General features: G+C 61.5%; 20 protein-coding genes and 1 tRNA gene. 2 read left to right on the top strand and 19 right to left on the bottom strand.

Going from position 1 to position 26,186, the window contains the following annotated elements:
• Positions 1-95: 95 nt before the first annotated feature.
• Both BM154_RS02625 and uvrB read right to left on the bottom strand, forming a co-directional pair.
• Positions 96-602 carry a nucleoside 2-deoxyribosyltransferase gene (locus BM154_RS02625; RefSeq protein ID WP_074880638.1) on the bottom strand — a complete coding sequence of 169 codons (507 nt, stop codon included), beginning with the start codon at positions 600-602 and terminating at the stop codon, positions 96-98.
• Positions 599-2,614 (bottom strand): excinuclease ABC subunit UvrB, encoded by a 2,016-nt coding sequence (gene uvrB / locus BM154_RS02630; RefSeq protein WP_074880641.1) that lies wholly within the window; start codon positions 2,612-2,614, stop codon positions 599-601. Before uvrB ends, BM154_RS02625 begins: the two co-directional genes overlap by 4 nt.
• A gap of 165 nt (positions 2,615-2,779) precedes the next feature.
• Here uvrB and BM154_RS02635 point away from each other — a divergent pair, with 165 nt between their 5' ends.
• Together BM154_RS02635 and BM154_RS02640 are read left to right on the top strand one after the other, a co-directional pair.
• Positions 2,780-3,976: an amino acid aminotransferase gene (locus BM154_RS02635; RefSeq protein ID WP_074880644.1), complete on the top strand. Its 1,197-nt coding sequence runs from the start codon at positions 2,780-2,782 to the stop codon at positions 3,974-3,976.
• Between the two features lie 65 nt (positions 3,977-4,041).
• Positions 4,042-4,117: transfer RNA gene (locus BM154_RS02640), tRNA-Asn, on the top strand.
• A 201-nt stretch (positions 4,118-4,318) separates the two neighbouring features.
• Here BM154_RS02640 and BM154_RS02645 read toward each other — a convergent pair.
• The 17 genes from BM154_RS02645 to flgH form a co-directional block, all read right to left on the bottom strand.
• The gene (locus BM154_RS02645; protein WP_074880649.1) at positions 4,319-5,719 is read right to left on the bottom strand and encodes a sigma-54-dependent transcriptional regulator; all 1,401 of its coding nucleotides are present in this window, start codon (positions 5,717-5,719) and stop codon (positions 4,319-4,321) included.
• A 3-nt stretch (positions 5,720-5,722) separates the two neighbouring features.
• Entirely contained in the window at positions 5,723-6,928 is a 1,206-nt protein-coding gene (locus BM154_RS02650; protein ID WP_074880652.1) for a sensor histidine kinase, read from the bottom strand.
• A gap of 200 nt (positions 6,929-7,128) precedes the next feature.
• Positions 7,129-8,601, bottom strand: coding sequence for a sigma-54 dependent transcriptional regulator (locus BM154_RS02655; protein ID WP_074880654.1), 1,473 nt, complete (start codon positions 8,599-8,601; stop codon positions 7,129-7,131).
• A gap of 222 nt (positions 8,602-8,823) precedes the next feature.
• Positions 8,824-9,120 (bottom strand): flagellar protein FliT, encoded by a 297-nt coding sequence (locus BM154_RS02660; RefSeq protein WP_074880657.1) that lies wholly within the window; start codon positions 9,118-9,120, stop codon positions 8,824-8,826.
• A gap of 28 nt (positions 9,121-9,148) precedes the next feature.
• Positions 9,149-9,526 carry a flagellar export chaperone FliS gene (fliS, locus tag BM154_RS02665; protein WP_074880660.1) on the bottom strand — a complete coding sequence of 126 codons (378 nt, stop codon included), beginning with the start codon at positions 9,524-9,526 and terminating at the stop codon, positions 9,149-9,151.
• Between the two features lie 421 nt (positions 9,527-9,947).
• The gene (fliD, locus tag BM154_RS02670) at positions 9,948-11,393 is read right to left on the bottom strand and encodes a flagellar filament capping protein FliD (protein WP_074880663.1); all 1,446 of its coding nucleotides are present in this window, start codon (positions 11,391-11,393) and stop codon (positions 9,948-9,950) included.
• Between the two features lie 73 nt (positions 11,394-11,466).
• On the bottom strand, positions 11,467-11,835 hold the full coding sequence (locus tag BM154_RS02675) for a flagellar protein FlaG (protein ID WP_074880664.1): 369 nt from the start codon (positions 11,833-11,835) through the stop codon (positions 11,467-11,469).
• Positions 11,836-11,910: 75 nt separating this feature from the next.
• Positions 11,911-13,098, bottom strand: a complete 1,188-nt coding sequence (locus tag BM154_RS02680) for a flagellin (RefSeq protein WP_074880667.1) — start codon at positions 13,096-13,098, stop codon at positions 11,911-11,913.
• 328 nt (positions 13,099-13,426) lie between these two features.
• A complete protein-coding gene (locus BM154_RS02685; protein WP_074880670.1) occupies positions 13,427-16,996 on the bottom strand; it encodes a glycosyltransferase in 3,570 nt (1,189 codons plus the stop codon).
• Between the two features lie 31 nt (positions 16,997-17,027).
• Positions 17,028-17,636 carry an acyltransferase gene (locus BM154_RS02690; protein WP_074880673.1) on the bottom strand — a complete coding sequence of 203 codons (609 nt, stop codon included), beginning with the start codon at positions 17,634-17,636 and terminating at the stop codon, positions 17,028-17,030.
• 14 nt (positions 17,637-17,650) lie between these two features.
• Positions 17,651-18,373, bottom strand: coding sequence for a class I SAM-dependent methyltransferase (locus BM154_RS02695; protein WP_074880676.1), 723 nt, complete (start codon positions 18,371-18,373; stop codon positions 17,651-17,653).
• Positions 18,373-19,494, bottom strand: a complete 1,122-nt coding sequence (vioA, locus tag BM154_RS02700) for a dTDP-4-amino-4,6-dideoxy-D-glucose aminotransferase VioA (protein ID WP_074880679.1) — start codon at positions 19,492-19,494, stop codon at positions 18,373-18,375. Before vioA ends, BM154_RS02695 begins: the two co-directional genes overlap by 1 nt.
• A 139-nt stretch (positions 19,495-19,633) precedes the next feature.
• Positions 19,634-20,878: a flagellar hook-associated protein FlgL gene (flgL, locus tag BM154_RS02705; protein WP_074880682.1), complete on the bottom strand. Its 1,245-nt coding sequence runs from the start codon at positions 20,876-20,878 to the stop codon at positions 19,634-19,636.
• 198 nt (positions 20,879-21,076) lie between these two features.
• Positions 21,077-23,116 carry a flagellar hook-associated protein FlgK gene (gene flgK / locus BM154_RS02710; protein WP_074880685.1) on the bottom strand — a complete coding sequence of 680 codons (2,040 nt, stop codon included), beginning with the start codon at positions 23,114-23,116 and terminating at the stop codon, positions 21,077-21,079.
• A 6-nt stretch (positions 23,117-23,122) separates the two neighbouring features.
• Positions 23,123-24,346: a flagellar assembly peptidoglycan hydrolase FlgJ gene (gene flgJ / locus BM154_RS02715; protein WP_074880689.1), complete on the bottom strand. Its 1,224-nt coding sequence runs from the start codon at positions 24,344-24,346 to the stop codon at positions 23,123-23,125.
• An 11-nt stretch (positions 24,347-24,357) separates the two neighbouring features.
• A complete protein-coding gene (locus BM154_RS02720) occupies positions 24,358-25,455 on the bottom strand; it encodes a flagellar basal body P-ring protein FlgI (protein WP_074880692.1) in 1,098 nt (365 codons plus the stop codon).
• Positions 25,456-25,466: 11 nt separating this feature from the next.
• A complete protein-coding gene (gene flgH, locus BM154_RS02725) occupies positions 25,467-26,180 on the bottom strand; it encodes a flagellar basal body L-ring protein FlgH (protein ID WP_074880694.1) in 714 nt (237 codons plus the stop codon).
• Positions 26,181-26,186 lie beyond the last annotated feature (6 nt).

Genomic DNA, 26,186 nt, shown 5'->3' on the forward strand with positions numbered 1-26,186 from the left:
TGACGCGAGAAAGCGAAGGGAACGAATATTAACAGGCCAGCCCCGGCTGGCTCCAGCGCACCGGCTGCCGTTGAGCTACAGCGAGCCGCCAAGCCCTAGGATCGGCGCAGGTACCGGCTCAGCGCCACGATGCCCTCTTCCGCGCTGGCGCTGCAGCCGGCCCAGGAGCACGCCAGCATCAGGTTGCGCGGCAGGCCGAAGTCCTCGATGCAGTAGCCCTCGGCATCGCGCCCGTGTTCGTCGCCAGGCAGCCACTGGCGCATGCTGCCAGCGGGCTGAAAATAGGCCCACACCGGTTTGCCCAGTGCCACGGCGGCGCCGACCTCGAATGCCGTGCCAGAGTCCGGTTCCAAGCCACGAAACAGATTGAGGTTGGCCAGCACCGCATCCGCACGGCGGATCATCGCCAGGTTGAGCCGGCAGATCAGCGCCGCGCGCTCGGTCGGTGCCAACTCCTCGGTCACCTCGTTATCGAACGGGTAGAGCCCCTGCAGCCCCTGCTCGCGGCACAGGCGCTTGAGGTATTCGCCCTGCTCGATCGCGTCCGGCCTGAATACATCGAAGCCCGCCAGGTAAACCTGCCCATGCCCCGCCATGCTCATACTGCCAGCAACCGATCACGCAGCTTCTGGATTTCATCGCGCATCTGTGCGGCCGCCTCGAACTCGAGATCCCGCGCCAGCTGATACATCTTCTCCTCAAGCTGGCGGATGCGCTTGGTGATCTCCGCCGGTGAACGCAGCTCGGCTTCGTAGCGCGCATTGTCTTCGGCCGCCTTGGCCATGCCCTTGCGCTTCTTGCTGCGCGCGCCCGGCACCACGGCACCCTCGAGGATGTCCTTGATGTCCTTGACTACCCCCTTGGGCACGATGCCGTTGGCCTCGTTGAAGGCCAACTGCTTCTGCCGCCGCCGCTCGGTCTCGCCAATGGCCCGCTCCATGGAGCCGGTCATGTTGTCGGCGTAGAGAATCGCCCGGCCATTGAGGTTACGGGCGGCCCGGCCGATGGTCTGGATCAGCGAGCGCTCGCTGCGCAGGAAGCCTTCCTTGTCGGCGTCGAGAATCGCCACCAGGGCGACCTCGGGCATATCCAGGCCTTCACGCAGCAGGTTGATGCCGACCAGCACGTCGAAGGTGCCGATGCGCAGGTCACGAATGATCTCCACCCGCTCGACCGTATCGATATCCGAGTGCAGGTAGCGCACCTTGACGCCATGATCGGCCAGGTAGTCGGTCAAGTCCTCGGCCATACGCTTGGTCAGGGTGGTGACCAGCACACGCTGCTCGAGGGCGACACGCTTGTTGATTTCCGATAGCAGGTCATCGACCTGGGTACGCGCCGGGCGTATCTCGACTTCGGGGTCGACCAGACCGGTTGGGCGCACCACCTGTTCGATTACCCGGCCGGCATGCTCAGCCTCGTACGGGCCTGGCGTGGCGGAGACGAAAATGGTCTGCGGGCTCGCCGCCTCCCATTCCTCGAAGCGCATGGGGCGGTTATCCAGGGCCGAGGGCAGGCGAAAACCGTACTCGACCAGGGTTTCCTTGCGCGAGCGGTCACCTTTGTACATGGCGCCGACCTGCGGCACGCTGACGTGGGACTCGTCGATCACCAGCAGCGCCTCGGCGGGCAGGTAATCGTAGAGCGTGGGCGGCGGCGCCCCCGGGTCGCGCCCGGACAGATAGCGCGAGTAGTTTTCGATACCGTTGCAGTAACCCAGTTCGAGAATCATCTCCAGGTCGAAGCGGGTACGCTGCTCCAGGCGCTGCGCCTCGACCAGCTTGTTGGCGCCGCGCAGGTAATCGAGACGCTCCTTGAGCTCGACCTTGATCTTCTCCATGGCCTCGAGCAGCGTGTCGCGTGGCGTCACGTAGTGGGTCTTGGGGTAGAAGGTGAAGCGCGGCAGGCGCTGCAGCACCTCACCGGTCAACGGATCGAAGGCGCTGATGTTCTCCACCTCGTCATCGAACAGCTCGACGCGGATGGCTTCCAGGTCCGATTCGGCCGGAAAGATATCGATCACGTCGCCGCGCACCCGGAAGGTCGCGCGCGCGAAGTCCATGTCGTTGCGGGTGTACTGCAGCTCGGCCAGGCGACGCAGCAAGGCGCGCTGGTCCATCTTGTCGCCGCGATCGAGGTGCAGCACCATCTTCAGGTACTCCTCGGGGCTGCCCAGGCCGTAGATCGAGGACACGGTGCAGACCACGATGACGTCCTTGCGCTCGATCAGCGCCTTGGTCGCCGACAGGCGCATCTGCTCGATGTGGTCGTTGATCGAGGCGTCCTTCTCGATGAAGGTGTCCGATGACGGCACGTAGGCCTCGGGCTGGTAGTAGTCGTAGTAGGAAACGAAGTACTCGACCGCATTGTTCGGGAAGAACGACCTGAACTCGCCATACAGCTGTGCTGCCAGGGTCTTGTTCGGTGCCAGCACCAGGGTCGGGCGCTGTACCTGGGCAATCACGTTGGCCACGCTGAAGGTTTTGCCGGACCCCGTCACGCCGAGCAGCGTCTGGTGCGAAAGCCCGGCTTCCAGGCCCTCGACCATCTGCCGGATCGCCTCGGGCTGGTCGCCGGCAGGCTCGAAACGGGTGACCAGTTGGAACTCGGACATAAATACCTCTGCAAAGGCTGTGACGCCGCAAGAAAGCGTGCGTCATACCTGGTGTACGCTGTCGCGACACAGAATATGGGCCGCTATACTAACGGCCCGCTTGCGCAACCCCTAATCCAGTTGCCGGGTTGCTCGAAACTCACCTCACCACAGAGCTGCCGCCCCATGAGTCTGTTCTCCGCCGTCGAAATGGCTCCGCGCGATCCTATCCTGGGCCTCAACGAAGCATTCAACGCCGACAAACGCCCTGACAAGGTCAACCTTGGCGTGGGTGTCTACACCAACGAAGAAGGTCGCATTCCCTTGCTGCGTGCCGTGGTCGAAGCGGAAGCCGCCCTGACCGCCGCCCGTGCCCCGCGCGGCTACCTGCCGATCGAAGGCATCGCCGCCTATGACAAGGCGGTACAGACACTGCTGCTGGGCAATGACTCGCCGCTGATCCAGCAGGGCCGGGTGATCACCACCCAGGCCATCGGTGGTACCGGCGCCCTGAAGACCGGCGCGGACTTCCTCAAGCGCCTGCTCCCCGACGCCACCGTGGCGATCAGCGACCCGAGCTGGGAGAACCACCGCGCGCTGTTCGAAGCCGCCGGTTTCCCGGTACGCAACTACCGCTACTACGACGCCTTCAGCAACGGCGTGAACCGCGGCGGCCTGCTCGAAGACCTGAAGAACCTGCCGGCGCGCTCCATCGTCGTGCTGCATGCCTGCTGCCACAACCCGACCGGTGTCGACCTGACGCCCGAAGACTGGCAAGCGGTACTGGAAATCGTGCGCGAACGCGAGCATGTACCCTTCCTCGACATCGCCTATCAGGGTTTTGGCGACGGTATTGAAGAAGACGCCGCGGCGGTACGTTTGTTCGCCCAATCTGGCCTGACCTTCTTCGTCTCCAGCTCGTTCTCCAAGTCGTTCTCCCTGTATGGCGAGCGCGTCGGTGCCCTGAGCATCGTCGTTGGCGACCAGGAAGAAGGCAGCCGTGTGCTGTCCCAGGTCAAGCGAGTGATCCGCACCAACTACTCCAACCCGCCGACCCATGGCGCCAGTGTGGTTGCCGCGGTACTGAACAACCCAGAGCTGCGGGTGATGTGGGAAACCGAGCTGGGCGAAATGCGTGACCGCATCCGCACCATGCGCCTGGCTATGGTCGAGCAGCTGGCTGACCTGAACGCCAAGCGCGACTTTGGCTTCGTCGCGCAGCAACGCGGCATGTTCTCCTATTCGGGGCTGACCACCGAACAGGTCGAGCGTCTGCGCAGCGAGTTCGGCATCTACGCGGTGGGCACCGGCCGCATCTGCGTGGCGGCCCTGAACACCCGCAACCTGCCGGTGGTGACCAAGGCGATTGCCGCCGTTCTGTAAGTTGCCAGGGGAAGTCGGCAGATGCTTGACTTCCCCTTCGTAATCAGTAGGATACGCGTCGTTGTTCCGCGATAGCTCAGTCGGTAGAGCAAATGACTGTTAATCATTGGGTCCCTGGTTCGAGTCCAGGTCGCGGAGCCAAATTCGAGAAACCCGGTCAATAGGCCGGGTTTTTTATTGCCCGTCGAAACCCGTGCAATCCGTGGTACCGAGGGAAATCCACACCCGCCATTTGATGGGTTTCACCCATCCTACGGACTCAGCAGCCTTGTGGGAGCGGGCCATGCCCGCGAAGCGCTGCTTGCCCCGGGTATCGCTTCGCTCAACCCAGGCTACCCGGCCTCAGCTGGCGTAGAGATAAGCCTCGACATCCATCCCCGCATCACGCATCTGCGCCAGCTTGTAGCGCAAGGTGCGCGGGCTGATGCCCAGGCGCTCGGCCGCCTCCTTGCGGCGACCTCGCTCGGCGCGCAGGATATCGATGATCACCTGATACTCCCTGCGCCGCAGGTCCTCGCCCAACGCACCATCCGCCACGATGGCGTCCGGCACCGCAGGCATGGCCACGCCTGGTACCACCGCCTGGGGAGCTTGGGACAGCTGCGCGAAACCGATTGGCGCGGTCAGGCACAGGTCATGGGGCTCGATAACGCCGTTTTGCTGAAGGATGACCGCGCGCTGAATGGCATTGTCCAGCTCACGCACGTTGCCCGGCCAAGCATGCCCCGTCAGGCAGGCGACAGCCTGGACGGAGAGCCGCAACGGCGCCAGGTTCATCTTCTTCACGTACTTGGCCAGCAGCCGCTCGGCCAGGGGCAGGATATCCGCCGGGCGCTCACGTAACGGTCGCCAGGCCAGCGGGAACACCGAAAGGCGATAGAACAGATCCTCCCGGAAGCGACCCGCCGCGACCTCGGCCGCCAGGTCACGGTTACTGGTCGCCAGGACGCGGATGTCCAGACGGATCGGCTTGCGCGCGCCAACCCTTTCGACCTCCCGCTCCTGCAGTACGCGCAACAGTTTGGCCTGCAGGGCGAGTGGCATCTCGGAGATTTCATCGAGCAGAATGGTGCCACCCTCGGCCAGCTCGAACTTGCCCGGGGCACTGGCCACGGCGCCCGTGAAGGCGCCCTTCTCGTGACCGAACAGCGTGGCTTCGAGCATGTTGTCCGGAATCGCCGCGCAGTTGATGGCCACGAAGGGCCCGCTCGAGCGCGGTGATTGCTGATGAAGATAACGGGCCAGCACTTCCTTGCCGGTACCGGACTCGCCGGTGATCAGCACCGTGGAATCACTACGCGCCACCCGCGCAGCCAATTCCAGCAGCTGCAGGCTGGCCGGCTCGCGTGCCACCGGGCCGTCCTGCTCCAGCCCGCCCGCATGGCCGAGGGCATGCCGGGCGACCAGTGCCAGCAGCACCTTGGGCTCGAAGGGCTTGACCAGATAATCGGCAGCACCACGGCGCATCGCCTCGACGGCGCGCTCGACGGCGCCAAAAGCGGTCATCAACAGCACCGGCAATTGCGGCTGCCGCTCACGGATGGCGCAAAGCAATTGATGCCCATCCATCCCCGGCATGTTCACATCACTGATCACCAGCCCGAAGGCCTCTTCGCCAATGGCCAGCAACGCTGCTTCGGCGCAGTCGACGGCTCGATAATCGTGGCCGCCGAGTTCCAGCGTGTCGGCCAGGGCTTCGCGCAGCGCGCGGTCGTCTTCAACCAGCAGGACTTTGCCAGCCATGGGTCACTCCTTACTCGTGGGGTGCGCTGGGGTGATCAGCGGCAGAATCAACATCGCGCAGGTACCACGCCCTGGCCGCGAGCGCAGCTGCAGCTCCCCCTGGTGGGCACGGGCGACGGCTTTGACCACCGCCAGCCCAAGGCCCGTTCCGGTGGTTTTGGTGGTGAAGAACGGCTCCCCCAGGCGCGCCAGGGTCGGCGTATCGATACCGGGGCCGTTGTCACTGATGCACAGGCGCAAGGTGTCGCCACGCACATAGGCATGCACCTTGAGCCGAGCCCCCTGCCCCGCTGCCTGACTGGCATTCTCGACCAGGTTCATCAGGGCGCCCACCAGCGTATCGCGATTGCACAGCAGTGCGCCGCCGCGCGCGTCGCACTGCCAGCGCACGTTCACACCCGGCATAACGGCGTCCCCGGCGTGCCTGAGCGCTTCGAACAGCTGGGCCGGAGCGAGCCGATCCGACAACGGCAGCTCGCCGCGGGCGAATACCAGCATGTCGCGCACCTGGTGCTCGAGTTCGTGCAGCCGCTCCTTCAAGCGGCCTGCAAAGCGCTGCTGCTGCTGCGCAGGCAATACCTGCTCGGTCAGATGGCTGGCGTACAGCAGAGCGGCCGACAAGGGGGTACGGATCTGATGCGCCAGCGATGCCACCATGCGCCCCATGGCGCTGAGGCGTTCGTGCCGCGACAGCTGATCCTGCAGGCGACGGGTTTCCGTCAGGTCGGTCAGCAAGACCAGCTGCCCCGGCTCGCCTTGCAGCGAGCGGGTGGAAATCGACAACCGCCGGCCGTCAGCCAGGGAAATCTCATGGCCATCGTCACGACGGGGTGCGAAGCGCTGCGCAATCACGTCGCGCCAGAGCCGGCCCAGCAGCGGCTCTCCCAGCATGTCGCGGGCCACCGGATTGGCTTCGCGTACCACGCCATGGCCATCGATCACCACCACGCCCCCGGGAAGCAAATCCAGGAGGCTCTGCAGGCGGTGGGCCAGCCGCTCCTTTTCGTTCAGCTCCTGCACGCGCTGCTCGCTGACCTGGGCCAGTTGCCCAGTCAGTTCATTGACGCGGTTTTCCAGCAGGCTGTATGAACTGCCCAGGCGCCCCGATATCTGCTCGAACAAGGCCAGCGACTGCTCCAGCTCCCCACGCGCCGTCGGCAGCGGGGGCTGGGCAGTCAGAGGGGCTTGGCGTTGTGGGGCTGGTTTCATTGCACTCTCTCGCGTGGCGAGCCGTCATCGGACGGTCATTTGCCAAGGAGGTAGCAATACTCATGCCTGAAAATAAAATGCTTTATTTTCAAAAAGATAGGGTCTAAATAAAAGCGGCGCCGTCAATTACTCGACTGCCTGCACGAGCCCGGCGACGCTGGACATATCGCCACGCTGCGCTCATCCGCTGACGCCACGGCTCAGTCCTCGCCGGCCTCGTCGTCACGGCGGCTCATGCCGTACTTGCGCATTTTCTCGACCAGGGTGGTACGCCGGATTCGCAAACGCTCGGCGGCACGTGCCACGATCCCGCCAGCGTCGTCCAACGCCTGCTGGATCAGACCCTGCTCCAGATTGCCCAGGTAATCCTTCAGGTCCAGGCCTTCGGCAGGCAGCATGGCCGGCGACAGCGCCGAAGGCGAGGACGATGTGAGCACGGCACGCTCGTCCAGCTCGTCGCGCAGACTGGCGGCAAGCTGCTCGTCCTCGTCGTCGACATGCCGAAACTTCTTCGGCAGCTCACCTACGCCGATGACACCATAGGGATGCATGATCGCCATGCGCTCGACCAGGTTTGCCAGCTCACGGACGTTGCCCGCCCAGTCATGGCGGCACAACGACATGATCGCGGCGGAGTTGAAGCGGATGGAACCGCGCTTCTCATGCTCCATGCGGGAAATCAGTTCGTTCATCAGCAGCGGGATGTCTTCGATGCGCTCGCGCAGGGGCGCCATCTCGATGGGGAACACGTTGAGCCGGTAATACAGATCCTCACGGAAGCTGCCGCCTTCGATCATGCTTTCGAGATTCTTGTGAGTGGCTGCAATGATGCGCACATCGGCGTTCTGGGTCTTGTTGCTGCCTACCCGTTCGAAGGTGCGCTCCTGCAACACACGCAACAGCTTGACCTGCATCGGCAACGGCATATCGCCGATCTCATCGAGAAACAGCGTACCGCCATTGGCGAGTTCGAAGCGCCCGGCCCGGCTGGTGATGGCGCCAGTAAACGCGCCCTTCTCATGGCCGAACAACTCGCTTTCCAGCAACTCGGCCGGAATCGCGCCGCAGTTGACCGGCACGAACGGCGCCTCACGGCGCTTGGAATGGTAATGCAGGTTACGCGCGACCACTTCCTTGCCAGTGCCAGACTCGCCGAGGATCAGCACGCTGGCCTCGGTATCGGCCACCTGCTGCATCATCTGCCTAACCTGCTGAATGGCGCGGCTGGTGCCGACCAGGCTGCGGAACAGGTTGGGCTCGCGCTGCCGGCCGCGCTCGCGGGCCTGATCATACATCTCGCGGTAGACCTGGGCGCGATGCAGCGAGTCGAGCAGCTTGTTGTAACTGGGCGGCATTTCCAGGGTTGCCAACACGCGACGGCGGAACTCTTCCGGCCACTCATGGGTGACATGTTCGTGCAGCATCAGCACCGGCAGGTACTCGTCCCAGGCGGCAAACTCCTTGAGCAGATCCAATGCGCCGCCCTTGAGCTGTACCTCGCCAAGCAGGACACCCAAGATGCTTCTGCTGGAATCGATCTGCTCGACCACCTTGCGCCAGTCGCCGCTGCCACACGCGAGATGATCTTCCCCTAGGAAATCGAGGATTACCGACAGGTCGCGGCGTCGTTCAAGGTTGTCATCGATCAGCAGAAGCTTGGTTTCACGCCACATAATTGTTCGGCCCAGAAAGAAAAAGCCACCGATCGCCAGAGCGCCGGCATATGGCCAGCAGTAAAGTAAATTATTGGCGCTTAGTCAATTTTATGGCGTGAATATTTGCTAGAAGTTGGCTAGCCCACATGGGGCAGGCCTACGAGAACTCGAGGGCGCAGGAAAACGGCGAAACACCATTCAACACGGCAGACCAGCATGCCAAAAGGGCTGATAGGCCGCTCAGCCAAACAGCTGATAGACCTTTGCCCCCTGTTGCGACTGATTGAATTGCAAAAGCTCGTTGGCCAAACGCTGCCGCTCAGCCTGACAGGCACTTACCAGATCCTTGTAGAGATCCAGAAGCTCCTGCATGCGCTCACGCAACGCCCCGTCATCGCCGGCAGCATCCACCATGGCATCTTCGACAGCCTGCCGGCACTGCTGATCCAGTTCGCCAATGGCTTCCCAGTCTTGTGTGGACAAGGCGTGGCGCATGGCCGTACCGGTATTCTGGAGACGCTGAACAGATGTATTCATGGAAAAGCTCCTTTCAGCACGCCAATCACTAAGCGATGGCATCCCAGCCGGTCTTCACGTTGCGCAATAAGTCTGCAACTTCATCGAGTGGTTCGACGCTGTTCTTCAGATTTGCTTCGAGCAAGCGACGGTTCATGTAGTCATACAGATTATCGAGATTATGGGCCAACTCACCGCCCTGCTCAAAGTTCAGGCCTTCACGCAGCCCGCCGATGATACCAATGGCCTTGCCGATCAACTCACCCTTGAGCGCAAACTGCCCACGCTCCATGGCACCACGCGCTTGTGCCAGACGAGTCAGGCCACCTTCCATCAGCATTTGAATCAGGCGATGCGGGCTCGCATCGGCAGCCTGGGCCTGGGTGTTGACGTTTTGATACTGACGCATAGCGGCCATGGCATTCATGCTGATGTACTCCAGTGTAAAGCGGGAATACTCAGTGTATCGGCATGCTCGGCCTGAGCTTTAGCAGTGATTCAAGCTTTATCGCCATGCCCTGGCGTGCTTGGCCAGAATCGCCATCGCCTGCTGGCAACCAGCGGCGCTGGTAAACGAGCATAACGGGATCGCATGTTCGCGCAGCTCACAGCTACAGCACGCTACCTGAGACAGAGCTGCGGTGCTGCGCCCGCGTAAAAGCACGCACCTGCATAAGACGGCGCATTGCGGTACGCCGAGGTCGGGCTGCAGCCTGAAAGCGGTCGACCAGCCCGCCGCGATTTCGATCGGCACGCCCAAGCGGCGGTAGAGAACGCCCACTTACCAAGCCATATGCCCGTTGAAATCGCTGCGCTTGATAAGCGCAAGATTAGCCGCTACCTGTGTATCAGGAGCGCACCACACCCGGCAGGCTGGATAACGCTGAAGCCAGTGAATTGCTTGTCGAATTCATCCGCCCCAATAGACCGTCCATGGCATTGAACTGAGCCAACAAGCGAGCTTGCAACTTGTCCATACGCATGGTGAGCGCTTCATTCTGTTTGTCGACCGACTTGATCGTACCGTTCAAACCGCTGATGCGTGACTCGAGGATGCCACCGGTCTGGGTGTAGATTTCCAGCTTGCTGCTCAGGCGGCTCATCAGGCCGTCATCACCGGTGAAGAAGCCGGCGACAGCCTCATAGTTCTCGTCCAGGGTCTTGGTCAGCTTGGCGTCATCGATGACGAGCTTGCCGTCCTTGCCCGTGGTGATACCCATGTCGGCGAGGATACGCACACCTCCGTCGCCACCGGCCTGGGGATTACCCAGCTCGGTACGCATGTTGCCCAACAACTGACGAACCCCGGCATCGCCAACGAGCGCAGCGGCGATGGGGGTTCCATCCTCACCGACCTTGGTAACCTGGGTAAGCGAACTGGTCGTCGAAATCAGGCTGTTGTATGCCTCGACGAACTTCTTGACGTTGGCTTTGACGCCGGATTTATCCTCGGCGACTGTCAGCGTGATGGGCTTGCTGGTCGAAACCGTCTCGCCATTGACAGTGGAGTTGGTGGTCGTAGGGGCCGTCAGGGTCAGAGTGACGCCCTCGATCGCGTCGCTCACGGTGTTGCTGGCACTCTCGACACTCAGGCCGTTGATGCTCAACTGCGCATTGGTCGCTTTGGAAATGTACTGCACGCCATCTGGCGAAGGGGTGTCGGCGCTTTTTGCGGGTATGGCCAGCTTGGCGAGATCGCCACTTGCGGACAGGGTGATGTCGTTGCCGGCGCCCGTTTTGCTGGAGGTCAGCATCAGCCGGGACTTGCCATCGCTCGGATTGGTCACGACGGTGGCCGATATGCCCTGATCTTTAAGCTGGGCATTGATCGCCGAACTTACTTCGGACAACGACAAGTCTTTGCCCGAGGGCAAGGTTACCGTCTTCAGCGCTTCGTCACCGACACTGATCGTCAGGCTGCCACCGGCAGCGAACTTCGCATCCTTCTCGACTGCGGCGCTCGCCACGGTACTGGCGGTGGCGAGATGCGTGACGTCGATCTTGTAGGTGCCAGGCGTTGCTGTCGCATCAGCCTTTGCTGAAACCTGGGTAGCTTCCGACGAGGTCACCGTGCGCGCCTGGAACAACTTGGCGCTGTTCAGATCCTTCATCACGCCTTGCAGGTTGGAGATGCCCGACTTCAAGGAGCCCAAACCGGAAATCTGCGCCATGGTCTTCGACTGCAGCTTGGAAAGCTGTTCAGTTTTCGGCGCTCTCTCAGCGTCAACCATGGCTTTGACGATTTCCTTGATGTTAAGCCCTGAGTTGAAACCATTGATTGTCGTGACAGCCATGACAAACCCTCGTCAGTTCATTGACGGCAACGCCGCATATGAGTAATTCATTGCAGCATACGCGCCAGAATCCTCAAGCTTCGGCCTTGAATAACAGGCTGCGCGCTTCTTCAAGCCGCTGCGCGAGCTTCAACGCCTCTTCCGAAGGCATCTGACGAATGACTTCGCCGGTCTTCGAATCGGTTACTTTTACGACCACCTTACCGCTCTCATCATCCATTGAGAACTTGAGATCGCGGCGAATGCTCTGGGTGAAGGACTCGACACTCGCCACCGCCTGCTGCAATTCCTCCCTGGATGGATCACGGACATCTTCGGCAGGAAACTGCGCCACCGCGGATGAGGGTGCAGCTTGTTGCTGCATAACCAGAGCTGCGGCATTTTTATTCGACAGGCGATCGACAGGGATGACTCCTTGGTTACTGATCGACTTAATGTCCATGATGCTGACCTCTCAACGAAGAACGGGGCGAAGCGCGAACGCTCCCCCCCGAGTTTTCCCTGACCTTCGTACCGATTAGCGCAGGAGGCTGAGAACCGACTGCGGCAACTGGTTGGCCTGGGCCAGAATCGCGGTACCTGCCTGTTGCAGCACCTGGTTCTTGGTCATGTTGGCCGTTTCTGCGGCGAAGTCAGTGTCCTGGATACGACCCCGGGCTGCCGACACGTTCTCGCCGATGTTCTGCAGGTTGGCGATGGTGTTGTCGAAGCGGTTCTGGATGGCACCCAGATCAGCGCGCTGGGAGTCGATCATTTTCAGCGCATCATCGATGACCAGTACCGCAGCTTGTGCACCGCTGGCCGAACTGATGTCGATGTCGGACACGCGGCTGTCGCCGGAAGCCGAGGCCTCGAAAGCGGTGACCGCAGTGGCGCCGGACGCAGCACCGTCGAAGGAGATCGAGGTGATGCTGCCGGTGGCAGCGCCGGAGGCATCTACACCAGAACGGGCAACGTAGCTGATCTTGTCGCCATCGACGAAGGCGCCCACACCGATGTTGGCATCGTTGACCGCCGCGGCGATCTTGGCAGCTGCCTGCTCGGTGGTTTCATTGCCCTTGAAGTTGACGGTGATCTTGGTCTCGCCACTGGCAGCGCCGTTGACGGCCGCAGTGTTGATGGTAACGCTGCCGGTGCTCGCAGAAGAACCAGTCGCGAAGGTGGTCGCGCCACCGCTGGCAGTGTAGTACGAGCCTTTCAGCGACTCGGCGCTCATCTCGTCGATGCCGACGCTGATGATTTCGTTCGCAGCCGAACCCACCTGGAAGCTCGCGGTACCGAAAGAGCCGTCCAGCAGCTTACGACCACCAAAGGTGGTGGTGTTGCTGATACGGTCCAGTTCCTTTTTGAGCTGGCCGACTTCGCTATTGAGCGCGTCGCGTTCCGAGGTGCTGTTGGAGCCGTTGGCAGACTGCAGGGACAGGTCACGCATACGCTGCAGGATGTTGGTGGACTGCTGCAGCGCACCTTCAGCGGTCTGGGCCAGCGAGATGCCATCGTTGGCGTTCTTGGTGGCGACGTTCAGGCCGTTGACCTGGCTGGTCAGACGGTTGGAGATCTGCAGACCGGCGGCATCATCCTTGGCGCTGTTGATACGGCTACCAGTGGACAGACGCTGCAGGGAGGTGCTCAGCGAGTTGGAAGAAGTGTTCAGGTTGCGCTGAGTGTTCAGCGACGCCACGTTGGTGTTGACAGTAAGAGCCATGATGCTGTCCTCCACAGGACTGTGATGCTTGCCTAAGCCTGCGACCTCGGGTGAGGCATTGCCCAGGCACCCATTTAGTTCGCGTTCGAATTAGTTATCGTCACCTTGACGAGAAGCTTTAGGGTCTGAAACAGCTTTTTCTTACCCTGTCTTACTTGGCGATAACTCTTCGGTGCACCATGCCCACTAAAAGCGTCGAGGCAGCGGCGCAACCGTCGTGAAGGTTATCGCCGCCCAACGCAAAAACTTGAGCGGCAGCAATTGGTCGGGAATCAATGGCCGGGAAGCAGCTGACACGCTTGCCGGCCGGTTAAGCTGGAGCGCCGGATCAGTCCGGCAACCAGGCCCGGGCCCAAGCGTCCAGGTTTTCACCTTGCAGCATCCAGTCACTCAGTACGATCTTCTGCAGCTCGTCGCCCATGCGGGCAGTCGCGTCCAGATCGGCCAGGTGCATGCGGATAGCGTCCACCCAATCCTTGTAGCGATTTTTCACGCGGGTGACCGGGAAGGCATCGTCCTGATAGCAACGAATGTCACTGCACACCACCGGGAATCCACAGGCGCCGTACTCAAGCAGTCGCAGGTTGCTCTTGCATTCGTTGAACAGGTTCTGCTCGACCGGCGCGATGGCCAGATCCAGGTTGAGTTTTGCCAACGCAGCCGGATAACTCTCGATGTGCACGCCCGGGTGAAACTCGCGGATATAGGGCTTGAGGTTTTCCGGGCACATGCCGAAGAACACCCAATCCACTTCGTTGGCCAACTCCCGCACCACATCGCCGACCATCTCGAGATCGCCGGTGTGGCTGATACCGCCGGCCCAGCCGACCCGAGGCCGGGCGGAAACACGTCGCGCGCTTTCCAGCCCCTGCCACCACTGGGTGGGCAGGCGATTCTTGACCACCCGGATATCGTCGTGAAGCCCGGAAAAGGCTTCGCCCAGCGCATCGGTGGACACCACGAAACGATCGACGAAGCCGAGCCCGCGGCGCAGGGTCTTGAGAATGTCCTTGGGCATGTGGCTTCTATGGATGTTCTTGACCGGCAAGTTGGGCAGGTAGTCGTCCAGCTCGTAGACCTTGAAGGCCCGGGAAAACGCCTTCATTCGCTGCATGGCCTGAATCCGGTCCTCGCCAACCTGGCGCTGCAGCACCACGGAGTCCGGGTCGTAGCGCTCCAAGTCAGGCGTATGCATCAAGCCGCGCGAAAGCGCGCCATCGACCAGCCCCTGCTGCTTCATGGCAATGAAAGGCTGAATTACCCGATAGTGGCCGCAGCCCTGCATGTCGGCCTGATGGACGAGCAACGTGGGTAATGGGCGCCAAGTCTGCAGCGGCCGCCAGCTGATCGCGTTGTCGGTCAACTTGAAACCGCCCCGCTGAACCAGCGATAGATTGGCGTTGTATGCAGGGTCACGGGCAAGCAGCGGCAGCCAGCGCTCGTACATGATGGCCTGCTCGGCCACGAAGCGTTTTCGCTTGATCTCCTGCTTTTGCGGATCGATCGCCTTCTGGCTCACGTTGCCTTCGTGGAGTACCAAGGCATGGGGCGTCCAGACAGTCAGGTAGCCGGCTTGGCCGGCCTTGAGACAGAGATCGACATCGTTGTAGGAAACCTTGAAGGCCTCCTCGTCCATGCCGCCGACCTCCATGTACAGGGATCGACGAATCATCAGGCAGGCGGCGGTAACCGCGCTGTAGTTCTGATCGACCTGCAAACGCCACATATGACCCGGGGTATCGACTGCCTCGCCGATGAACGGATGGTCGGCCGGGCCGTTGAGGCCCAGCACCACGCCGGCGTGCTGGATACGCCCGCTCGGGTAAAGCAGCTTGGCACCGACGATGCCGACCTCCGGGCGCTGCGCGTGGTTGAGCATCTCGTCCAACCAGTCTTCGCGAATGATCGCCGTGTCGTTGTTGAGCAGTACCAGGTACTCGCCCCGTGCCTCACGTGCTGCGAAATTGTTCATCGCCGAGAAGTTGAACGGCTGCGGGTAGCGCAACACGCGGATCTTCTCCTCTTGAAGCGCCTCGATACCGGCCAGCCAGGCTTGCGCCTCGGGCGTTTCACTGGCGTTATCGATGATCAGAACCTCGTAGTGGGAATAGCGAGTCTGTTCGAGCAGGCTCTCCACACAGCGCTGCACCATTGCCAGCTGATCCTTGGTGGGAATAAGGATCGAAACCAGCGGCCGCTCGCCATGCCCGTATTGGAGGTGATAACAGCCAGGGAATTTGGAATCGACTTGAGCCGACGAGTACCCACGCGTCTGCAGATGACGCTGGATGCGCTGGCGCTCCAGCGCACTATCCTGCATCAGTGGCGCCTCGGCGATACAGATCGGCTCTGCCACATGGCCCAGCCCCGCCATGCCACCCTGCTCGAGAAGCCGCAGAATCAGATCGAACTCCGCGATCTCCGGGCAGCTGGTGTCGAAGCCTTGCAAATCGAGCAGCGTGTCGCGGTGAAACAGCCAGTGCTTGGCCATGCTCGCAGGGAAGCTCAACAGCAGATCCAAGTTGAAATCCGGACGCAGAGCCACAGTCAAGCTTCCATCCTTGGCGCGATGCAGCTCGTCGGCGTACAAGGCCCGGCACTGGTGGTCACCGAGCAGCTCGAGAGCGACCATCAGCAAGCCGCTGGCCGTGAACTCGGTACCTGCATCAGCAAGCAGCAACCAGTCGAAGTCGAGCTCACCGATCAGCCCGTTAATCGCCGCTACCCGCTCAGCATCGCTGGTTGTCCGCCAGACCAGACGTTCTCCAAGCGAGCTCTCAGGCCGCTCCGCCGACGATGACAGCACAGCCACACGAGTCTGCTCGAAGACAGGGCCGCTCTGCTCGAGGCTGCGCAGCGTGGTCATCACGGACTCGGGTTGCCCCTGCGGGTCGGACAGTACGATCAGGAAACGTGCGCCCCCGCTGAGGGCGGCCAGGCGCTGGCGAATATGCTGCATCTCGATAGCCGTGGCGGTACGGCCGGCCAGCCACTCCTGCAGCTGCTGCTGTGGAACCCTCTTGCTCTCCGCAGGCTTGGTAAACCGGGCGAGCAGATCGTAGTCGCGGAACTCGCCGGGCTCGCTCAGCGCCGCTACCCGTATGACACCATTGTCGCCGCCATCACTCACCCAGCCCAGGTGGCGAATCAGCTCCTTGAATTTCCTGTGCCACTCTATCCCGACACTCTGATCGTCACGCGCCTGCTGGCTGTATTGCTCGCTGGAGATACGGAAATACGACAGTGGCCGCGCCAGCATGGCCAGGTTGCCCTGACGCAGCAGTTTTGCGTAGATGGCCAGGTCGCCGATCCAGTCTATCTCCTGCCCGTCGAGCGAAAAGATGCCATCGCCAAACGCCAGCAGATCCGCGCGCCGACAGAGCACGGAGCTGGGTTCACCGACGAAGTTGACGGTGTGGTCGCCCCAGAAGGAAACGACGTCAGGCCCATTGAGCAGCGCGTCGCCCTCGAAGGGAAAAACGGTGGCGGAAATGTCCGGTAGGAAATCCCCGTCTTTGTCGATCAGCCGACGCCGCGACGAGACCAGCGAAACGCCCGGGGTGTTCTCCAGCGTGTCGACCAGCAGGCGAATGCAGTCCGGGACAATGACGTCGTCGTCGTAGAGGAACTTGATGTACTCGCCGCGGGCTTCCGCCACACAACGCGTGACGTTGCCAATCTCGCCCAGCCCCACCTGGTTACGTATATAACGAATGGGCCAGGGGCTCTTTGCCTTGAGCTTCTCGACGATTGTGGCAATGCCGTCGTCCGGACAATCGTCGCCGATCACGATTTCTATGTCATCGTAGTTCTGGCGTAAGGCGCTGCTCAGTGCGGCTTCGAAGTAGGTGGCCTTATAGGCCGGAATCACGATACTGACCAGTCTGGTAGAACTCATCGGAAACATCCTGGATTGACGTAGCGACCCGTCAGGTCGGTTTGGGAAGCGCCGCTTCGAACATCGCCAGGGTCAACGGCTCGAACGGCCGCTCGGCCTGCAGCTCGCGCTCACTTTCGGCGATGAGGTCAGACGGTCTTGGCTTGATATGGCGAGCAGGCGATCCGACGTAGACCCCCCACGGCTCCAGCGATTTGGTGACCACGGAGCCCGAACCTACCGCACACCCCTCGCCCACAGTCACGCCAGGCAGGATCACGGTATTGGCACCAATGATGGCATGGCGGCCGATACGCACATGGGAGCGGGTGACGGCTCGATAAGCGCCCGGAATGGTCGAATTGGTTAACCCTCCACCGAGGAAATCATCACTACCGCAGAGCACCCGTACCCCGGACGAAAGTGTCGAGAAGTCCTCGAGTACCACCACCCCTCCGCCCGTGACGGAGGAGAACGACGCGATGTGCACATAGCTGCCGATGAACATCGGCGCGGTGGCGTAGATGAAAACGAAGTCGTCGATGATGACGTTGTCGCCGATGCTGATATGTTCCCGCCCGATGACCTTGGCGCCAGGAAAGATGTGCACATTGCTGCCCACTTTACGGAATCCGGACAAGGTGTCGCCTGGAGCAGTCATATTCCCCTCCTCGCTCACTTACTGCCAACGTACAGAATGGACGTCTCAGTAATACCGTGCATCCTGAACGCGCCCTCGCGGAAACGGGCGCTGTCGAAGGATTCAACAGCGAACCCGCCTTTTTTCAGGCGTCCGAGAAAATCGTCCTTTGCATACATGCGTATATGGTCGTCCTGACCGAAACGCGCCCAGCGCTCATCCACGCTCTTTTCGTTCGGGTCTTCGTCGGTTTCGTGGATCGTGGTGAGGATCGGCACCATCAGGATCGCGCGGCCACCGGGCGCCAGCACCCTGTGCAGTTCGGCAATGGCCTTGGCATCGTCTGGCACGTGTTCGAGCACGTGGGAACAGACGATGAAATCGAAGGACTCGTCCGGGTAAAGGTGCATGTCGGTGATGTCGACCTTGTCATCCGCCAGTTCCGAGTACAGGTCGGCAGATCGATACTGCACGTTCGTCAGGCCCCGCAGCAGCTTCGACAGGACAGGCGCCGGGGCGATGTCCAGGATGCGCAGCGGCCGACCTTCCGGCCTCGGCAGGAACTGCGCAATATACAAGGCGTACAGCCTGTCGCGGTCGGAGCACTGGCAAGCCGGGCAGCTGTACTGGCCGATGTTCAAGGTCTCGAAATCCTCCAGGGAATAGAAGACCTTGAGCCTGTGAAAGACCTCGAAGTACTTGGCCGGCAGTGGCAGAAAGTTGGGAAACCGTGAAGCGCAAACGGGACATGTACGCATTATCGGGAACTCTCGGCAGCGTGAGCCTTGATCAGTGCGACCACCTGTTCCAGCAGTTCGTCGCTTAGGCTGTCATAGATGGGCAGACACAAGACTCGGGAAGATATTTCCCGGGCGATCGGCAGGCGTGCGTCGCGCGCGGAGTCGCCACCCCGATACATGGGAAATTGCGAAATCAACGGATAGAAATAGCGACGGACCAAGATATCTCTCTCGCGGAAACTTTCATAAAGTTCGTCACGGGAGATACCGAAATCGTCTCCGACCAGGATCGGAAAGTAGGAATAATTGTGCCCTTGTCGATCCTGGCAAGCGAAGCTGATGCCCTTCACCGCCTTCAGGGCATCGCGGTACATGCCGTCGATACGCTGGCGCCGGGCTAGCGCCGCATCGATGTGCTTGAGCTGCAACAGGCCGAATGCCGCGTTCACTTCACTCATCTTGCCGTTGATGCCGGGGGCAACCACCGTCACTTCATCGGCGAAGCCGAAGTTCTTCAGAAAATCGACACGCTGCTTGATCTTGGCGTCAGGGCAGATGATCGCACCGCCTTCGAAGGTATTGAAGACTTTGGTGGCATGAAAACTCAGGATCGACAGATCGCCATTACGCAGGATGCTGGTACCGTCCTGGCGTACCGCGAATGCATGTGCCGCGTCATAAATGACTTTCAATCCATAGGTGTCTGCGATGCGCTGGATCCGGCTTGTGTCGCAGGGCGTCCCGTAGCAATGCACGGGCAGGATGGCCGTCGTTAACGGAGTGATCGCCTCCTCGATCTTGGCGGGATCGAGGTTGCAGGTGTGCGGATCGATATCGACGAAGACGGGCTTCAACCCGTTCCACAGCAACGAGTGTGCGGTAGCCACGAAGGAGTACGGGGTGGTGATGACTTCCCCGGTGACACGCAACGCTTGTAATGCGGTGACCAGCGCCAATGTTCCATTGGCGAACAGACAGAGATGCTCAACACCAAGGTACTCAGCCAGCTCCTTTTCCAGCTGCTCGTGAAAAGGCCCTCCATTCGTCAGTCGCCGGCTGTCCCATATCTGCTGCAGGTAGGGAATGAAGTCTTCCAGCGGAGGAAGCAGCGGGCTGGTAACCGGAACGGGTTTCACCATGAGAGAAATCTCTGAGTTCAAGATAAGCCTGGCTTGACCCGAAAGCGGAACCGCCAATATTCCGCGACTGCACCAGTCAACTCGATGTCAGTAGCAAGAAGCTAGCCAAACTAAAAATGTCCCGCGCGCTTATGCCGCCTTACAACTTGCTGAACAAGTTAAGACCACTGATCTTCACGTAGCTCTGCTGCGCCGCGTCAAGAATCAGGCTTTGGAAAGACAGGCGAGAAAGGGCTTCTGGATAATCCAGCTCACGCAGTTCGGCCTGCACGGCCTTGTTGCCCAGGGCCGAGTCTTCGTTACTGGTGAGCGTGGTATCGATGATGTTGCGCCGCGCACCGATGTCACCACGCGTGCTGTCGATCACGATACTGGCATTGGACAGATTGGTGATGGCCTCGGCGACCGCATCTCGGACCATCAGGCCGCCCTCAGGCGTCGACGGCGTTTCTTCGAGCGCCTTGCGCAGATTGGCAATCGAATCCAGAACGCCTTGGGCCTGTCTGTTGGGGTCGGCTGTCACGGTGATGCGATCACCAGCGGCCGGCACGCCATCGAAATTGATCATGACCCCGCGAAATACCAACTTGTCGGCGGTTTTCTCGTTTTCATCCATGGAGCCTGCGGCCAGGCGCGGCGTCGTAGTGCCAGCCGCGAACACTTCATAGCTGGTGGCACTGGGGTTGCCAAACACGATATCGACACCGCCGTCCGGGAAACCGGGCGTGCCGGTAAACGCCACCTCATCCTGCACCAAAGGGGTAGAGGCACGCAGCGTCGAGCCTGCCTGCAGCGTCGGCGTGGCATCCAGCCGCCCGGCATTGGTGACATTCTGGAAAACCTTCTTGCCGTTATCGCTGATCGCCACATTCAGCGAGCTGGCAATTTCCAACTTGCGCTGCCCCTCGTCACCTTGATAGCTGTAGGTGCCATCGGCATTGCGGACAAAAGGCTCGGCCTTGCCCTGAAAGCCGGAGAACAGGTACTCGCCGCGGGCATTCTTGGTGTTCATCAGGCCCAGCAGCTCATTTTCCCGCTCGCGCAATTCGGCCGCATTGGACTTGCGATCATCGGCACTGAGCGAGCCACTGCCAGAGCGAACGGCAAGCTCCTGGACACGTAGCAGGACGGTATTGATCGAGTTGAGAACGGACTCTTCCTGCACCAGGCTGTTATCGGCCGCCGTGAGGTTTTCCTTGTGCTGACTCAATACGTTCTGCTGCTGCTCGAGCTGCAACAGGCGCACCGACGCGACCGGATCGTCAGCTGGAGTGAGAATGCGATTACCGGTACTGATCTGTTCCTGGGTGCGAATGGCATTGGCGTAGTTGCGCTGCAGGCCTTGCACGCCGTTGTTGAACGCCTGAACAGTGGAAATGCGCATAACAGCCTCGTCTTCTCTGACGGTGGCTGACATTGGCCAGCCCCGCACCCGCTTGGGGATTTGTTGAACCACCTGCCGTTTGCCGGGTGGTCGAACGGATAATCGTTAGTGGCGCGCTTGCGCGGCACATCCAGTGGACAACGCTGACACCTCGTTACGACCCTGCTCGCCTCACGGCGAGCGCGACGCCACTACTCGCTACCTGAATGCTCCGATAAGGGTATCGAACAACGAGCGCGCAACTTGAATCACCTGGGCGGACGCGTTGTAGTACTGCTCGAACTTGATCAGGTTGGCCGCCTCTTCGTCCAGGTTGACCGCAGACAGCGAATCACGGTTGTCCTGTGCCTGCTTGAGAATAGCACCGGTCGCCTCGCTGTCCTGGCGGGCCTGGGCGGTCAGGGTACCGACGCGCTCGATCAGGTCGCCGTAACTGTCGGTGAAACTGGAGCCGGTGGCGACGCCGGTAACGGTGGGATCGACCCCTACCACCTGCTTGTTCTGCAGGCCGACCAATGCCAGCGCGTTGCGGTTGTCCGAGACACCGTTCTGGTTGAAGGCGATGTCGAAGCGGTCGCCATTTTGCGGGCGGCCGCTGAGGCTCATGTTGACCCGGGTGCCGTCCGCCATGGTCAGCTGGTAGTTGTTCTGCAGGCCCGGCTCGAACAGGGGCGTCGGCGCTGGCGTGATCGGCTGCCCCTTGTTGTCGACGCGGACCAAGGTTGCACCTGCTGGCAGGCCGGTGAAGCCCCCCGACGCCGAGTCATAGGTCAGCGTGACGGGTGGAAAGGCGGCCTGCAATGCAGCGGGATTGATGCTGCTGCCCGAAGGCTGCAATGTCGGCTGGCTGATCACCCCATTGCCGCGGTTCTGCAGATTGGCCTCGGAGCGAATCGGCGCGGCGAAGGCCAGCTGGTCGGCCTGATCCAGCACGGTGGACATGGTCGAGGCGCCGATACGGGTCGGCTGCAGCACGAAGGAGTCGCCGGCGGCCGGTGCAGGGGTACCGACAACGATCTGGAAACCCTGGTTGCGGCCGGCGCTGTCCTGAAAGCTCAGGGTGCCCGGCGGGTTCTGCGTGACGGTCATCGACTGGTTGTCGCTCAGTCGACGCGCGGTGTAATTGCTGCCATCGAACTCCAGGCGGTAATCACTGGTGGTCAACAACGAACTGTTGCTGATGTTCAAGATTGGCGAGGCATTGCTGCTGTTTGTGGTGGACGGCAGCACGCGCAGGCGCGCCAGCGACTCCTCATTGAAGTCCCCGAACAGCTTGGTACCGACCTGCCCCTTGAGGTCCAGGCCCTGGCCCAGCTGACTGTTGACCTGATCGTTGATCGACAGCGCCAGGCGTCCCAGCGAGTTGAAGGTCTTGTCCAGAACGTCTTCGCGATAACGCAGGATGCCGCCCAGCTCGCCCCCGGTCACCTGCGTGGTGATGGTCTGCCGGGCTGCACCCACGATGAACTGCACTTCGGAACGGTTCGGGTCGTTGCTGCCAGGTACCACTTCCAGGCGAGCGGCGTTGCTGCCGATCACCAGCGGCTGCCCCGAGCCGATGAAAACGTTCTGCGAGCCGTCGTTCTGCGCCACCACGTTGACGCCCACGAAAGTCGCCAACTGACGCACCGCCTCCTCACGCGCATCCAGCAGGTCGTTGGGCTGGCTGCCGTTGGATTGGGCAATGGCGATCGACTCGTTGAGTCGGCCTATGGAGCCGGCAAGGCGGTTGATCTGCTCGGTAACGGCGCCCATTTGCTTGTTGGCGAAGCTGTTCTGCTCGTTCAGGCGGTCATAGACGGTGTTGAAGCGCCGGCTCAGCCCTTGCGCCTCGGAAAGCACCAGCTGGCGCGCAGGCAGGTTGGAGGGATCCTCGGCAGCCGTCTGCATGGCCGAAAAGAACTTCTGCAACGAGGGGGTGACCCCCGTGGTGGTGCCGGCCAGCAGCGAGTCCAGCTGATCGATCTGACTCTTGTAAGCAGCCACATCGCTGCTCAGCGAAGTGCTGCTACGCAGCTGCGTGGTGAGAAACTCACTGTAGCTGCGGCGGATGTCCACCAGCGAGGTGCCGCTGCCGATATAGCCGGCGCCGCTGAACTGCGGGGTCCGCGTTGCCTGGATGGTGTCCTGGCGCGAGAACCCCGGGGTGTTGATATTGGTGATGTTGTGGCCGGTAACGGACAACGAGGTCTTGTTCGCCGCCAGGCCCGACAGGCCAATGTTCAGTAAGTCAGCCATGCTTCATCATCCCTTGTTCGAGGGCGCGCCATTGGCCGCGATCATCTGGTAGGTCGACAGCTTGCGAGCGATCTGCGACACCTTGCGGGCGTACTGCGGGTCGGTGGCATAACCGGCTTTCTGCAGTTCGCGGGCAAACTGCTCGGGGTTGGCGGTGGAGCTCAAGGCCTTCTCGTAGCGCCCGTTGCTCTGCAGGAAGCTCACGTAATCATCGAAGCTGTGGGCGAAGGATTCATAGGAGCGGAACGAAGCGGCTTCCTTCACCGGCTTGCCGTTCTGGTACTCGGTGGTCATCACCCGCGCAGAGTCGCCGCTCCAGGTGCTATGGGTCTTGATGCCGAACAGGTTATGGCTGCTGCTGCCGTCGCCCTGCTTGATGATCGACTTGCCCCAGCCGGTTTCCAGCGCTGCCTGGGCGACGAGGTAGGTCGGATCGACGCCCAGCTTGGCGGCCGCCTTCTCGGCCATCGGCAGCATGGTTTCCATGAATTCCTTGGCCGACTTGAACGAGGTGCGGTTGGCGATTTCTTCGCTGCCATTGATGTTCAGGCTGCGCTCGGCCGGCGCTGCGTAGGCCCTGGCCGGCAGCCAGTCGCCCTTGGCCAGGGGTTTGCCCACCGCATCGCCGGCAGGGGTATTGGCCACGGTGGCCGGGCTGGCCGTCTCGGCGCCCGGCACGATCCCCGCCTGGATGCGCTGGGCCAGCGTGCCTGGCAGCGACAGGCGGCGCTGATTGATCAGCGTCATGTCGTTGCGCTCGGGATCGACCGCGGCGGTGATCTTCTCGACTCGGGTCGGCGCCACATCGGCAGCCGCCTCGCCACGTGCCAGCGGCTTGCTTGGCGCAGCCGGCACGGGCGCGTCGACCTGGGCAAACGGGTTGGGCCGCTCGCTGGCGTTCTTCATCTTCGACATCTGCCGGGCCATCACGTCGGCCAGGCCGATGCCGTTCTTGTTGCCGGCCATGGTCACCGACAGCTGCTGGTCATACATGTCCTGGTAGGTCTTGGCCTCGTTGCTGTTCATGAAGTTGCCTTCACCGAACACTTCGTTGGCCGAGCGCATGGTCTTGAGCATTTCGTTGAGGAACAGCGACTCGAACTCCTTCGCAACCTTGCGAATGTTCTCTTCATTGTCGCCACCCACCTTGAACTGGTTGAGGCGATTGAGATCGGTGTAGGCGCCACTGTCGACGGTGCTGGTGCCGGCGGCCGAGAGTCGAGTATCCATAGCGTGCTCCCTTAAATCACGATCAGGTCAGCCTGCAGGGCGCCGGCTTGTTTGAGCGCCTCCAGGATGGCCATCAGGTCGGAAGGCGAAGCGCCGACCTGGTTCACCGCCCGCACGATCTCGTCGAGGGTGGTACCGGGGCCGAACTTGAACATCGGTTTCTTTTCTTCGTCGGCACCCACGCGCGAGCGCGGCACCACGGCGGTCTCGCCACCGGACAGCGCGCCCGGCTGGCTGACGATCGGGTCTTCGGTGATGGTCACCGTCAGGCTGCCGTGGGTCACGGCGGCAGGCTGCACGCGCACGTTCTGACCGATGACGATGGTGCCGGTACGCGAATTGATGATGACCTTGGCCACCGCCTGCCCGACATCGACCTCGAGGTTCTCCAGGATCGACAGGTAGTCGACCCGCTGGCTCGGATCGAGCGGCGCGCTGACGCGAATCGAACCGCCATCCAGTGCCTGGGCCACACCGGGGCCAAGCAGCTCGTTGATGTGATCGACGATGTTCTTGGCCGTGGTGAAATCCGGACGATTGAGGTTCAGGGTCAGGGTGTTGCCCTGGTCGAAGCCGCTCGGCACCGGGCGTTCCACCGTGGCGCCGCCGGGGATGCGCCCGGCCGACGGGACGTTGACGGTAATGCGCGAACCATCGGCGCCGCTGGCGTCGAAACCGCCCACCACCAGGTTGCCCTGGGCGATGGCGTAGGTGTTGCCGTCGATACCCTTGAGAGGCGTCATCAACAGGCTGCCACCGCGCAGGCTCTTGGCGTTGCCGATCGAGGAAATGGTCACGTCGATGGTCTGACCCGGCTTGGCGAAGGCAGGCAGGTCGGCATGGATGGACACTGCCGCGACGTTCTTGAGCTGCACGTTGCCGCCTTCGGGCACCTTGATGCCGAACTGCGCCATCATGTTGTTGAAGGTCTGCACGGTGAACGGCGTCTGGGTGGTCTGGTCGCCGCTGCCATTGAGGCCGACCACCAGGCCGTAGCCGATCAACTGGTTACTGCGCACACCCTGGATGCTGGCCAGGTCCTTGAGCCGGTCGGCCTGAGCGGTCGAGGCCAGCAGCAACACGGCAACGCTGATGATCCATTTACGCATGATCACTGACCTCAGAACGGAAACAGCGGGCTGGCGAAAAAGCGGTCCAGCCAACCCGGCTGGCTGGCATCGGCGAAGGCGCCGGTACCGGAATAGGTGATGCGCGCATCGGCGATGCGGGTCGAGGCCACGGTGTTGTCGCGGGCCACGTCATCGGAACGCACCAGGCCGGCGATACGTACCAGCTCGTCACCGGTATTGAGGGTCATCCATTTCTCGCCACGCACCACCAGCAGGCCGTTGGGCAGCACTTCGGCGACGGTTACGGTGATCGAGCCGGTCAGGCTGTTGCTCTGCCCCGCCTGACCAGAACCATCCGTACTGCGCTGCCCGCCGTACTGCGCGCTGAGCCCGAGGTTCTCGGCCTTCAGCGGGTTGAGGCCGGTACTGGGGTTGTCGACCGACACCCCGCCACCGAACAGCGAGGTCAGGCCAATATTGGTATTGCTGTTCTTGGCGATCTTCGAGGTAGCGTTCTTGCTAGCCTGAGTACGCTCGTTGAGGCTGATGGTGATCACGTCACCCACGCGAAAGGCCTTGCGATCACCGTACAGGTTGTTTTCGAACCCGGACTGGAAGATCGAGCCATTGTTCTGCGCGGCCGGCAGCGGTGTACGCGGCAAAACGGGTGCGTAGTAGGGATCGTTGGGCTTCGCGGCAGGCGCCACGCAACCACTCAGCACTACGCTGCCGAGCATCGAGAACACACACACCAAGCGGTTCATAACCAC

Source organism: Phytopseudomonas argentinensis (genome assembly GCF_900113905.1).
GTDB lineage: Bacteria > Pseudomonadota > Gammaproteobacteria > Pseudomonadales > Pseudomonadaceae > Aquipseudomonas > Aquipseudomonas argentinensis.